Annotated in this window: 10 protein-coding genes; 5 read left to right on the top strand and 5 right to left on the bottom strand. The window is 68.6% G+C overall.

What is annotated here, in order from left to right:
- Nucleotides 1-3: 3 nt before the first annotated feature.
- Complete coding sequence (locus MKD50_RS24445) at nucleotides 4-960, top strand: DUF1177 domain-containing protein (RefSeq protein WP_252669043.1); 957 nt, start codon at nucleotides 4-6, stop codon at nucleotides 958-960.
- Nucleotides 961-970: 10 nt separating this feature from the next.
- On the opposite strand, the gene MKD50_RS24440 is transcribed toward MKD50_RS24445, so the two are convergent.
- On the bottom strand, nucleotides 971-1,951 hold the full coding sequence (locus MKD50_RS24440; protein ID WP_115699422.1) for a DedA family protein/thiosulfate sulfurtransferase GlpE: 981 nt from the start codon (nucleotides 1,949-1,951) through the stop codon (nucleotides 971-973).
- Between the two features lie 345 nt (nucleotides 1,952-2,296).
- On the opposite strand from MKD50_RS24440, the gene kdgD reads away from it, so the two are divergent.
- Nucleotides 2,297-3,211: a 5-dehydro-4-deoxyglucarate dehydratase gene (gene kdgD, locus MKD50_RS24435; RefSeq protein ID WP_252669041.1), complete on the top strand. Its 915-nt coding sequence runs from the start codon at nucleotides 2,297-2,299 to the stop codon at nucleotides 3,209-3,211.
- Nucleotides 3,212-3,326: 115 nt separating this feature from the next.
- Entirely contained in the window at nucleotides 3,327-4,853 is a 1,527-nt protein-coding gene (locus MKD50_RS24430) for an aldehyde dehydrogenase (NADP(+)) (RefSeq protein ID WP_252669040.1), read from the top strand.
- A 214-nt stretch (nucleotides 4,854-5,067) separates the two neighbouring features.
- On the opposite strand, the gene MKD50_RS24425 is transcribed toward MKD50_RS24430, so the two are convergent.
- The 3 genes from MKD50_RS24425 to gudD form a co-directional block, all read right to left on the bottom strand.
- On the bottom strand, nucleotides 5,068-6,063 hold the full coding sequence (locus MKD50_RS24425; RefSeq protein ID WP_252669038.1) for a Bug family tripartite tricarboxylate transporter substrate binding protein: 996 nt from the start codon (nucleotides 6,061-6,063) through the stop codon (nucleotides 5,068-5,070).
- A 100-nt stretch (nucleotides 6,064-6,163) separates the two neighbouring features.
- Complete coding sequence (locus tag MKD50_RS24420) at nucleotides 6,164-7,186, bottom strand: Bug family tripartite tricarboxylate transporter substrate binding protein (protein ID WP_252669036.1); 1,023 nt, start codon at nucleotides 7,184-7,186, stop codon at nucleotides 6,164-6,166.
- 84 nt (nucleotides 7,187-7,270) lie between these two features.
- Nucleotides 7,271-8,626, bottom strand: coding sequence for a glucarate dehydratase (gene gudD / locus MKD50_RS24415; protein ID WP_115699417.1), 1,356 nt, complete (start codon nucleotides 8,624-8,626; stop codon nucleotides 7,271-7,273).
- Between the two features lie 168 nt (nucleotides 8,627-8,794).
- Here gudD and MKD50_RS24410 point away from each other — a divergent pair, with 168 nt between their 5' ends.
- Nucleotides 8,795-9,565: a FadR/GntR family transcriptional regulator gene (locus MKD50_RS24410; protein WP_252669034.1), complete on the top strand. Its 771-nt coding sequence runs from the start codon at nucleotides 8,795-8,797 to the stop codon at nucleotides 9,563-9,565.
- A gap of 76 nt (nucleotides 9,566-9,641) precedes the next feature.
- Here the strand turns inward: MKD50_RS24410 and MKD50_RS24405 are convergent, their stop codons facing one another.
- A complete protein-coding gene (locus MKD50_RS24405; protein WP_026164172.1) occupies nucleotides 9,642-10,271 on the bottom strand; it encodes a response regulator transcription factor in 630 nt (209 codons plus the stop codon).
- Between the two features lie 293 nt (nucleotides 10,272-10,564).
- On the opposite strand from MKD50_RS24405, the gene fusA reads away from it, so the two are divergent.
- Nucleotides 10,565-12,673, top strand: a complete 2,109-nt coding sequence (gene fusA / locus MKD50_RS24400; protein WP_115699415.1) for an elongation factor G — start codon at nucleotides 10,565-10,567, stop codon at nucleotides 12,671-12,673.
- Nucleotides 12,674-12,837 lie beyond the last annotated feature (164 nt).

Below are 12,837 nucleotides of genomic sequence, written 5' to 3'. Positions count from 1 at the left end.
GCCATGGCCCTGCAGCAGACGCTGGTCATCCACGAAGCCCTGGACAGCCCGCACGCCAACGGCGCGCTCGTCAGCGAACTGTTCGCGCCCTACGCCAACGCCGGCGTGTCGGTGCAAGTCACCACGGTCCACAACGCGCCGCCCGAGAACACGGCCAACACCACCGACTTCATCACCATCGTGATCCCGGGCAGCGCCGGCAAGCGCGGCGGCGGCAAGGCGCCGACGCTGGGCGTGATCGGCCGCAACGGCGCCATCGGCGCGCGTCCGGAACTGGTGGGTCTGGTGTCCGATGCCGATGGCCCGATCGGCTGCCTGGCGGTGGCGCTCAAGCTGGCGCAGATGAAGGCGCGCGGCGACCACGTGCCCGGCGACGTGATCGTGACCACCCACCTGTCGACCAATGTCTCGATGGTGCCGCACGACCCGGTGCCGTTCATGGGCATGCCGGTGTCGTCCGACACCATGAACGACTACCAGGTGCTGCCGGAAATGGATGCGATCCTGTCGATCGATGCGTCCAAGGGCAACAGCATCGTCAAGCACCGCGGCTTTGCGATCTCGCCCACGGCGATGCAGGGCTATATCCTGCGCGTGGCGCCGGATCTGGTGGCGACCATGGAGTCGACCACCGGCTGCCCGGCGGTGACCTTCCCGATCTCGCTGCAGGACATCACGCCGTACCACAACGGCCTGTACCACTTCAACAGCATCATGCAGCCGCACGTGGCCACGCCGGCGCCGGTGGTGGGCGTGGCGGTGACGGCGCAGTCGGTGGTGTCGGGCAGCGCGACCTCGGCCAACCACGAGATCGACATCGCCGAGGCGGTGCGCTTCTGCGTCGAAGTGTCCAAGCGCTTCGGCGCCGGCAAGTGCCAGTTCTTCAATGCCGCCGAATGGGAGAAGATCCGCGCGATCTACCCCGACCTGTCGGTGTTCCAGACCGCCGGCCCGCGCTGAGCCCCGCGGCTCAGCGTGCCGTCGCCTGACCCGAGCCGGGATGGGTGACGGCGGGCGGCACGGTGGCGCCGTGCCGCCGCTTCCATTCGTCGAAGCCGCCGGCCAGCGCCCAGGTCCTGGGATAGCCGGCCACGCGCAGGCGTTCGGCCAGCAGCGCCGCGGACATCTCGTTAGGGCAGGCGCAATAGACCACGATGTCGGCCTCGGCGGGCGCCACGCCGAGCGCGTCGAGGCTGTCGAGCGCGCCCTGCATGTCGAGCACCATCGAGCCGGGAATGCGCTCCATCGGCACGTCGCCATGGGCGCGCACGTCGATCACGACCGGCAGCGCGCCAGCCAGCCGGCGCGATTCCAGCTCATCCACGCTCATGCGCGGCACGCGCTTCGTGATGCGCAGCAACCGCAGCCGGCGCCACGAGCGCCATGCCAGGAATACCAGGAAGGCCCCCGCCACCGCCACCAGCGCCATATGGCCGTAGGTGCTGAAGCCCTCCAGGATCGCATCGATGAAATCGCTGAACACTACGCCGATCAGCAGGCCGCTGCCGGCCCACACCAGCGCGCCGATCGCGTCGTAGAACAGGAATACCGGCAGCGGCGTGCCGGTCATGCCGGCCATCGCGGTCGACAGCGCGCCGGCCCCCGGCAGCAGCTTGGCGACCACCAGCGAGCGCGGCCCCACGCGCAGGTACAGCGACTGGGTCTGGCGGATGCAGGAGTCGGGCGAGATCGAGACCTTGCAGATGGTGCGCAGCATCGGTTGCCCCAGCCGGCGCCCGGCGAAGTACCAGCCGGTGTCGGCAATCAGGCAGGCGACGATGACCGCGGCCAGCACCGCGCCGATCGACGGCCCGGTCTCCTGCACGCCCAGCGCGCCGGCGACGAACAGCATCGGATAAGCCGGCACCGGCAGGCCGGCCTGCTCGACCAGTACGTTCAGGAACACCAGCATCAGCCCGTGGTTTTCCAGCAAGGCCTGTAACTCTCCCACCGCGCTCTCCCCCTTTGGTTCAGGACGCCAGTGTGCCAGCCCCCGGATCGCCGTGGCGCGCAACCTTGCACGGCCAGGCTTGAATTGGAGCGGATCGCCCGGCATGTGACTTACGTTGTCCTACAACATCACTCGCCGGCGCACACCGAATGGTCCTGCGTGCCCATAGCTACAGCACGACGCGGGAACCGCATGCGCGCTCCCGGTTAACCCGGGGTAGCGGTCTGGCCTATTGCCTTCGCTCCTTTGTTGTCGTACGATGACTGATAACTCGACTGACCTGCCAGTGTTGCAGTTCAGCCGCTTCTGCCACCCCGGGCCATCGGCCCGCCCTGGATTGCCGCAATGCTCGCACCGAACGAACTCAAGCAAATCGTCTCCGAAGGCCTGCTGTCCTTCCCCATCACCGACTTCGACGCCCAGGGCGACTTCGCGCCGAAGTCCTACGCCGCGCGCCTGGAATGGCTGGCCCCCTACGGCGCCACCGCGCTGTTCGCGGCCGGCGGCACCGGCGAGTTCTTCTCGCTGACGCCGCAGGACTACTCGGCCGTAGTCGACACCGCGGTGCGTACCTGCGCCGGCAAGGTGCCGATCCTGGCCGGCGCCGGCGGCCCGACCCGCACTGCCATCGCCTACGCGCAGGAAGCCCAGCGCCTGGGCGCCGCCGGCGTGCTGCTGCTGCCGCACTACCTGACCGAGGCCAGCCAGGACGGCATTGCCGCCCACGTGGAAGAAGTCTGCAAGGCGGTCGATATCGGCGTGATCGTCTACAACCGCGCCAATTCGAAACTCAACGCCGACCAGCTGGCCCGCCTGGCCGGGCGCTGCCCCAACCTGATCGGCTTCAAGGATGGCGTGGGCGACATCGAAGCGATGGTCAGCATCCGCCGCAAGCTGGGCGACCGCTTCTCCTACCTGGGCGGCCTGCCCACCGCCGAGGTCTATGCCGCGGCCTACAAGGCGCTGGGCGTGCCGGTGTATTCGTCGGCGGTGTTCAACTTCATCCCGAAGACGGCGATGGACTTCTACCGCGCCATCGCCGCGGACGACCACGACACCGTGGGCCGCCTGATCGACGACTTCTTCCTGCCCTACCTGGCCATCCGCAACCGCAAGGCCGGCTATGCGGTGAGCATCGTCAAGGCGGGCGCGCGCCTGGTGGGCCGCGACGGCGGTCCCGTGCGCGCACCGCTGACCGACCTGACCGAAGAGGAGATGGAGATGCTGGACGCGCTGATCAACCAGGTCGGCCCGCAATAACCCGGCACGCGGAGGGCCAGCGCGCCGTCCGCGTCTTGCATTCCGACCAGGCCGGCCGCGGGGCGCATGCCCTCCGGCCGGTTTCCCCGTTCCAAACGCTGACAAGGATCCTTCCATGCAAATCACCGGCGACATGCTGATCGGCGCGCAAGCCGTGCGCGGCACCGAAGCGACGCTGCAGGCGATCAATCCCGCCACCGGCGCGGCCATCGGCCCTGACTTCCACGGTGGCGGCGAGGCCGAGGTCGAGCGCGCCTGCGCGCTGGCCGAAGCCGCCTTCGACACTTACCGCAACACCACGCCCGAACAGCGCGCGGCCTTCCTCGAGGCCATCGCCACGGGCATCGAAGCGCTTGGCGACACGCTGGTCGAGCGTGCCCACCTGGAAAGCGCGCTGCCCATCGCGCGGCTGCAGGGCGAGCGCGGCCGCACCGCCGGCCAGCTGCGCCTGTTCGCCACGGTGCTGCGCGAGGGGCGCTGGCAGCAAGCCACTTTCGACGCCGCGCTGCCCGAGCGCACCCCGCCGCGCCCGGACCTGCGCATGCAGCGCATCGCCATCGGCCCGGTTGCCGTATTCGGCGCCAGCAACTTCCCGCTGGCCTTCTCCGTGGCCGGCGGCGACACCGCCGCGGCGCTGGCCGCGGGCTGCCCGGTGGTGGTCAAGGCGCATCCGGCGCACCTGGGCACCTCTGAGCTGGTCGGGCGCGTGATCCAGCAAGCGGTGCGCGACGCCGGCCTGCCCGAGGGCGTGTTCTCGCTGCTGGTGGGCGCGGGCAATGCCATCGGCACGGCGCTGGTGTCGCATCCGGCGATCCAGGCGGTCGGCTTTACCGGCTCGCGCGCCGGCGGCATGGCGTTGATGCGTGCCGCCAACGCGCGCCCGCAGCCGATTCCGGTGTACGCCGAAATGAGCAGCATCAACCCGGTGTTCCTGCTGCCCGCGGCGCTCGACGCGCGCGGCGAGGAAATCGGCCGCCAGCTGGTCGAGTCGCTGGTGCTCGGGGTCGGCCAGTTCTGCACCAACCCCGGACTGGTGATCGGCATCGAAGGCCCTGCCCTCGACAAGTTCCGCGCGGCGGCACTGGGCGCGCTGCAAGGCAAGCCGGCGGCCACGATGCTGACGCCCGGCATCCATGCCGCGTATCAGCAGGGCGTGGCCCAGCTGGCATCGCTCGACGGTCTCCAGCGGATCGGCAATGGCGTGGACGCCAGCGGCACCAACCAGGCCCGGCCGGAGATGTTCGAAACCACCGCCGCGCAGTTCCTGGCGGACCACCGCATGCAGGCCGAAGTCTTCGGACCGTCGACGGTGCTGGTGGTGTGCCGCGACATGGACGAGATGCTGACCGTGGCGCGCCAGCTCGAAGGCCAGCTGACCGCCACGATGCAACTCGACGACGCCCACCACTCCGCCGCGCAGCGCCTGCTGCCGGTGCTGGAACGCAAGGCCGGGCGCGTGCTATGCAACGGCTACCCCACCGGCGTCGAGGTGGCGTACGCGATGGTGCACGGCGGGCCGTTCCCGGCGACGTCCGATGTGCGTACGACTTCGGTGGGTGCTACGGCGATCGACCGGTTCCTGCGGCCGGTTTGCTATCAGAACCTGCCGCAGGGGCTGCTGCCGGCGGCGTTGCGGAAATAACGGAAGGCGGTGAGATACGGCCCCGCCTGGTGCGGGGCTTTTTTGTTTTTGGGCCGCCCGCAAAGGCAGTGTGGACGCCTCATGCTTGGCACACGCCCGCCCTCTCCCCCGCCCCTCTCCCGCAAGCGGGAGAGGGGAGCAAACCCACGCCTTTCTAGCCCCGAAAAAAACGGCCCGCATTCCCATGCGAGCCGTCCTTTGCCAACCACCTCCATCAAGCCTCCAGCTTGATCCCCGCCTGCTTCACCACCCCCGCCCAGCGCGATTGTTCGGCGACGAAGAACTTGCCGGTTTCCCCCGGCGTCATCGTTACCACTTCGGCGCCCTGCGCTACCAGCTGGGCGCGCAGGTCCGGCGCGCGGATGATGCGGATCAGCTCGGCGCTGATGCGCGCCACCATCGCGTCGGGCATGCTGGCCGGGGCCATCACGCCCTGCCAGGTGCCCGACTCGAAGTTAGGCACACCCTGCTCGGCAATGGTCGGCACGTTCTGCAGTAGCGGCATGCGCGTGCGCTTGGATTGGGCGATCAGCTTGAGCTTGCCCGACTGCACATGCGGCAGCGTGGCCAGCATGCCGTTCATCAGCACCTGGGCGCTGCCGCCGACGGTGTCGGCAATGGCCTGCGAGCCGCCCTTGTACGGCACGTATTGCCACTTGGCGCCGGTGGCCTGCTCCACCGCCACGCCGGCCAGGTGCGGCGCGCTGCCGATGGCGGTCACGGCGAAGTTGAGCTGGCTGCGCTGCGACAGCGCCACCAGTTCCTTCACGTTGCTCACCTGCACCGACGGATGCACCACCAGCAGGTGCGGCGAATACGCCAGCATCGACACCGGCTTCAGGTCCCTGGCGATATTGAAGGTCAGCTTGGTGTAGACCGACGGGCTGATGGCCAGCGCGCCGATATCGCACAGCAGCAGCGTGTGGTTGTCGGTGGCCTGCGCGACCAGCGCCGCGCCGACGTTGCCGTTGGCGCCGGGGCGGTTGTCGACCACCACCGACTGGCCCAGCGCCTCGCCCAGCTGCTTGCTGATCAGGCGCGCGATGATATCCGACGAGCCGCCGGCGGTGTACGGCACCACCAGGCGGATCGGGCGGGTGGGCCAGTCCGCGGCGTGCGCGGCCGGCGACAGGCCGGCGAGCGGCCCCGCGGCGAGCCCGGCGGCCAGGGCGGAGGATTGCTTGAGGAAGTTGCGGCGTCCGTAAGTCATGCTGAGGTCTCCTGTCGGGGGGCGCGCGCCGGCGCGGCACGATCGACGTGCCGCGCCGGCGCGGTCGGTGCTTTGGTATCGGGTTCTTATGCGGGGGCGATCAGTCGAGCGTGATCTTGCCCTTCTCGATCACGGTCTTCCAGCGCTGCAGCTCCTGCGCCTCGAACTGGTTGAACTGCTCGGGGGTGTTGGCCACCACCTCGAAGCCGCTCTCGGAGAGCTTCTGGCGCATCTTCGGGTCGTTCAGCGACGACACCAGCGCGCCGTGCAGGCGGCTCTTGATTTCCGGCGGCAGGCCACGCGGCGCGGCCACGCCCTGCCACGAGTAGACCTCGACATCCTTGATGCCAGCCTCGGCCATGGTGGGCACATTGGGCAGCACCGGCGAGCGCTTGTCGGAAGTCACCGCCATCGCCTTGAGCTTGCCGGCACGGATGTGCTGCAGCACGGCGTTGACGTTCTGGAACGACACGTCCACCTGTCCGGCCAGCAGGTCGGAAATGGCCGGGCCACCGCCCTTGTAAGGGACATGCAGGCCGTCGGTGGCGCTCTTCTGCCAGAACAGCGCCGCGGTCAGGTGGTCGGACGAGCCGGCGCCGGACGAGGCGAAGCTGACCTTGCCCGGGTTCTTCTTCATGTACGCCACCAGTTCCGCCAGCGTGTTGGCCGGGAACTGCGGGTTGGCCACCAGCACGTTGGGCGCGCGCACCGCCACGGTCAGCAGGTCGAAGTCCTTGGCCGGGTCATAGGCCAGGTTCTTCTGCAGGAACGGGTTGACCGCATAGACGCCGATCGATGCCACCATCATGGTGTAGCCGTCAGCCGGCGCGCGCTTGACGTAGGTGGCACCGATGGCGCCGGTCGCGCCAGGGCGGTTGTCGATCACGAACGGCTGGCCCAGCTTTTCATTGAGCGGCACCGTCAGCATGCGCGCGATGGCGTCGCTGGAGCCGCCCGGCGGGAACGGCACCACCACCGATACCGGACGTTGCGGCCAGTCCTGTGCCGCGGCGCCGGCCGGGCTGATGAAGCTCAGCGCCGCGACCGCGGCGACCGAGCCGAGCGCGAAGGCGCGCAGCCAGTGAGGCAGGCGCGGCGCGCCCTGGGGTTGGAAGGTGTACATGGTTGTCTCCTGCAGTGTCTTGATGAAAAAGGCCAGCCGCCCCGATGGCCGGCACTGGCCGTTGGCGTCGTCGCCGGCGGCGCGTCAGCGCACCATGCACGGCGCCTTGTTGTTGAACTTCCAGCCGGGGATCAGGAACTGCATCGCCGCGGCATCGTCGCGCGCGCCCAGGCCCTTGCGCTGGTACAGCTCGTGCGCGCGCGCCAGCGCATCCAGGTCGAGCTCGACGCCCAGCCCCGGGGTCTTGGGCACCTGCACCAGCCCGCCTTCGATCTTCAGCGGGTTGCGGGTCAGGTGTTCGCCGTCCTGCCAGATCCAGTGGGTGTCGATCGCGGTGACGCGCCCGGGCGCGGCTGCCGCCACGTGCGTAAACATCGCCAGCGAGATATCGAAGTGGTTGTTCGAGTGCGAGCCCCAGGTCAGGCCCCATTCGGCGCACATCTGTGCCACCCGCACCGAGCCCTGCATGGTCCAGAAATGCGGGTCGGCCAGCGGGATGTCGACCGACTGCAGCCGCACCGCATGGCCCATCTGGCGCCAGTCGGTGGCGATCATATTGGTGGCGGTGGGCAGGCCGGTGGCGGTGCGGAATTCGGCCATGATCTCGCGCCCCGAGTAGCCGTCTTCGGCGCCGCACGGGTCTTCGGCATAGGCCAGCACGCCGCGCTTGTCGCGGCACAGGCGCACGGCGTCGGCCAGCGACCAGGCGCCGTTGGGATCGAGCGTGATGCGCGCCCTGGGGAAGCGCTCGGCCAGCGCCAGGATCGCTTCCATCTCTTCGTCGCCGCGCAGCACGCCGCCCTTGAGCTTGAAGTCATTGAAGCCGTAGCGCTCATACGCCGCTTCGGCCAGGCGCACCACGGCCTCGGGCGTCATTGCCACTTCATTGCGCAGGCGGAACCACGCATTGTCCGCGTCCGGCTCGGTGCGGTAGTCCAGCGTGGTGCGCTGGCGCTCGCCGATATAGAACAAATAGCCCAGCATCTCGACGGCGTCGCGCTGCTGGCCTTCGCCCAGCAGCGCGGCCACCGGCACTTCCAGGTGCTGGCCGAGCAGGTCGAGCAGCGCCGCCTCCAGCGCCGTGACGGCGTGGATGGTGATGCGCAGGTCGAAGGTCTGCAGGCCGCGGCCGCCGGCATCGCGGCCGGCAAAGGCCGCGCGCACGCGGTTCAGCACGGCCTGGTACTGGCCGATGGGCTGGCCCACCAGCAGCGGGCGCGCGTCTTCCAGGGTCTGGCGGATGCCTTCGCCGCCCGGTACTTCGCCCACGCCGGTATGGCCGGCGCTGTCGCGCACGATCACGATATTGCGCGTGAAGTACGGGCCATGGGCGCCGGACAGGTTCATCAGCATGCTGTCATGCCCGGCAACGGGCACCACGGTCAGCTCGGTCACGACGGGCGTATGGGCGGACCCCAAGGGGGCGGCGGTAAGGGTCATCTCGGGAGTGTCTCCGGCATTGCCCGGGCGTACGATTCTTCACCCGGGGCCTGTGTTGCGTATGTTATCTGTCATCGTATGACTGATAACCCAGTATAATGAGGCGATCTCGGGCCGGTCAAGTCCGGGAAACCCCGCCCATATCCCTAGCCAGCGACTAGCAGCACCATGCCGAACGCCCAGCCTCTCGCCCCGACTCCGAGCCTCTCCAGTCCCGCTCCGTTGCGCCGCCGCGGCCGCACGCTAGCCGAGGAAGTCGTACAAGCCCTTGGCGAAGAGATCCGCCAGGGCCAGCTCAAGCCTGGCGACAAGCTACCCACCGAATCCGAGATCATGGCCACCATGGGCGTGAGCCGCACCGTGGTGCGCGAAGCGCTGTCGCGGCTGCAGGCCAGCGGCCTGGTGGAGACCCGCCACGGCATCGGCACCTTCGTGCTGGAACGCGCGGCCGAGGCGCCGTCGCCGTTCCGCATCGGGCCGGATGCGCTGGGCACGGCCATGGACGTGATGGCGATGCTGGAATTTCGCGTCAGCGTGGAAGCGGAAGCGGCCGGCCTGGCGGCCGCGCGCCGCACCGAGGCGCAACTGGCGGCGATGCGCCAGGCGCTGGACGAGCTCAAGCATGGCGCCGGCGAGGGCAATGACGCGGTGGAAAGCGACTTCGCCTTCCACCTGGCCATCGCGCGCGCCACCGGCAACCGCTATTTCACCGACCTCATGGGCCACCTGGGTACCATGGTGATCCCGCGCAGCCGGCTGCAAGTCAGCACCCCCGAGCGCCTGCAGTACCTGGAGCGGGTCAGCATCGAGCACGAGAACATCTACGACGCGATCGAGCGCCGCGACCCCGACGCCGCCAAAGCCGCCATGCGCATGCACCTGACCAACAGCCGCGAGCGGCTGCGCAAGGCGTCCGGTTCGGCTGCCCCGCAAGGCTGAGGCGAGACGCGCATGCGGCGGGCATGCGCCGGCAGGTCATACGATGTCTAATGAATAATGGAGGCGGCGTGCCGCGCTAGGGCGTCAGCCGGCAGCGGCGCGCGAAGTCGACCAGTTCGACCAGCGACGACACCTGCAGCTTGTTCATGATGCGGGCCTTGTAGCTGCTGACGGTCTTGTTGCTGATAAAGAGGCTCTCGCTGATGGCCTTGTACGACATGCCGCGCGCCAGCATCTGCAGCACCACCAGTTCCTTGTCGGACAGCCGCCGCAGCATCTCGTCGTCGGCCGACATCGACTGGCGCGGAGCGCCGCCGCGGCCCAGCACCGGGAACACTGTATAGCCCGCCAGCACGGCCTCGACCGCGCGCAGGATTTCCTTGATGTCCTGGGTCTTGCTGACGAAGCCCTGCGCGCCCGCCTGCCACGAACGGCTGACGAACACGGCCGGGTCCAGCGCCGTCACCACCAGGATGCGCACCTGCGGATGGATCGCGCGCAGGCGCGGCGCCACGTCGAGCCCGCTCGAGCGCGGGATGTCGAGGTCGAGCAGCACCAGGTCCGGCATGCGGGCGCGCACCATTTCGATGGCGCATTGCCCGTTGTCCGCCTCGATCACCTCGTCGACGCCAAGCAGTTGCGACAGATGGTGCCGAAGCACCAGCCGCATCGCCGGATGGTCGTCAACGATCAGGATGGTTGTCATGCGCGGGGTCCAGGTTCTAGGCAGGCATCGGCGGAGGCAACATCCCGATGCTGGAACGGGCTGGCAGGAACGGCGCATGCCGGTGCGCGATGCCACGCCAGTATAGGGAGCCGCAGGCGCGCACAGGATGGGAGGAATCCGCTTCGGTTGCAGCGAAAATCCTAGGCCCGCCTCAGACGCGCGGGATCGTGCGCGGGCCGCCCCGAAGCGCGTGTCCCTGCCCGCGGCAGGGGCAACGGGGAGCGGCCAGTGGTGCTACTCTATTCGGGCGTGTTTCATCCATGGAGAACACTGTGCCCCGCAAGACCCCCATCGAGCGCTACCGCAATATCGGCATCAGCGCGCATATCGACGCCGGCAAGACCACGACGACCGAGCGCATCCTGTTCTACACGGGCGTCAACCACAAGCTGGGCGAAGTGCACGATGGCGCGGCCACCATGGACTGGATGGAGCAGGAGCAGGAGCGCGGCATCACCATCACCTCGGCCGCCACCACCGCCTTCTGGAAAGGCATGGCCGGCAACTATCCCGAGCACCGCATCAACATCATCGATACGCCGGGGCACGTCGACTTCACCATCGAAGTCGAGCGCTCCATGCGCGTGCTGGACGGTGCCTGCATGGTCTACGACGCCGTCGGCGGCGTGCAGCCGCAATCCGAAACCGTCTGGCGCCAGGCCAACAAGTACGCAGTGCCGCGCATTGCGTTCGTCAACAAGATGGACCGCATCGGCGCCGACTTCTTCCGCGTGCAGGCGCAGATCGCCGAGCGCCTGCGCGGCCGCGCCGTGCCGATCCAGATTCCACTGGGCGCCGAGGACCACTTCCTGGGCGTGGTCGACCTGGTCAAGATGAAGGCCATCGTCTGGGACGACGCCAGCCAGGGCGTGCGCTTCGAGTACCAGGACATTCCCGCCGAACTGCTCGCCACCGCGCAGGAATGGCGCGACAAGATGGTCGAGGCCGCCGCCGAGGCCGACGAAGCGCTGCTGAACCAGTACCTGTCGGGCGAGCCGCTGAGCGAGGCGCAGATCAAGCAGGGCCTGCGCAAGCGCACCATCGCCAACGAAATCGTGCCGATGCTATGCGGCAGCGCCTTCAAGAACAAAGGCGTGCAGAGCATGCTTGACGCGGTGATCGACTACCTGCCGTCGCCCGCCGACGTGCCGGCCATCCTCGGCCACACCGAGGACGATCGCGAAGCGGAGCGCCACCCCAGCGACGACGAGCCGTTCGCCGCGCTGGCGTTCAAGATCATGACCGATCCCTTTGTCGGCCAGCTGATCTTCTTCCGCGTGTACTCCGGCGTGGTCAACTCCGGCGACAGCGTCTACAACCCGCTCAAGGGCAAGCGCGAGCGCCTGGGCCGCATCCTGCAGATGCACGCCAACGTGCGCCAGGAGATCAAGGAAGTGCGCGCCGGCGACATCGCCGCGGCGGTGGGCCTGAAGGAGGCCACCACCGGCGACACGCTGTGCGACCCCGACAAGGTCATCATCCTGGAGCGCATGAGCTTTCCCGAGCCGGTGATCTCGCAGGCGGTGGAACCGAAGACCAAGGCCGACCAGGAGAAGATGGGCATCGCGCTGAACCGGCTGGCGCAGGAAGACCCGTCGTTCCGCGTGACCACGGACGAGGAGTCCGGGCAGACCATCATCTCCGGCATGGGCGAGCTGCACCTGGAAATCCTGGTCGACCGCATGCGGCGCGAATTCGGCGTCGAGGCCTCGGTCGGCAAGCCGCAGGTGGCGTACCGCGAAACCATCCGCCTGCCGGCGCGCGACGTCGAGGGCAAGTTCATCAAGCAGTCGGGCGGGCGCGGCCAGTACGGCCACGTGGTGCTGAACCTGGAGCCGATGCCGCATGGCGGCGGCTACGAGTTCGTCGACGCGATCAAGGGCGGGGTGGTGCCGCGCGAGTTCATCCCCGCGGTCGACAAGGGCATCCGCGAGACCATGCAGTCGGGCGTGCTGGCCGGTTACCCGGTGGTCGACATCAAGGCCACGCTGGTATTCGGCTCTTACCACGACGTCGACTCGAACGAAAACGCGTTCCGCATGGCCGGCTCGATGGCGTTCAAGGAAGGCATGCGCCGCGCCCGGCCGACGCTGCTGGAGCCGATGATGGCGGTCGAGGTGGAAACACCGGAGGAATTCACCGGCAACGTGATGGGCGATCTGTCGTCACGCCGCGGCATGGTGCACGGCATGGAAGACATCGCCGGCGGCGGTGGCAAGATCGTGCGCGCCGAAGTGCCGCTGGCGACCATGTTCGGCTACTCCACCACGCTGCGCTCGCTGACGCAGGGACGCGCGACCTTCACCATGGAGTTCAAGCACTACGCCGAGGCGCCCGCCAATGTGGCGGAAGCGGTGATCTCGGCGAAGCGGGTGGGCTGAGGCGTCCGCCCCCGGCCGGTGTGTCGCGAGCGACTTCGTTGACGCGCCGGCGCCCTGTCCCCAGCCTCCTCCCGGATGCGGGAGAGGGAGCACACCAGTGGCCTGTTGCAGGCCCGCAACCAGCGCTGGACAAAGCACTTTTCAAGGGCACTGACCCAGTGCGG

It is taken from the genome of Cupriavidus mimosae (genome assembly GCF_023952485.1).
Classification (GTDB): domain Bacteria; phylum Pseudomonadota; class Gammaproteobacteria; order Burkholderiales; family Burkholderiaceae; genus Cupriavidus; species Cupriavidus taiwanensis_C.
This window is presented reverse-complemented; position numbering and strand designations above follow the sequence as displayed.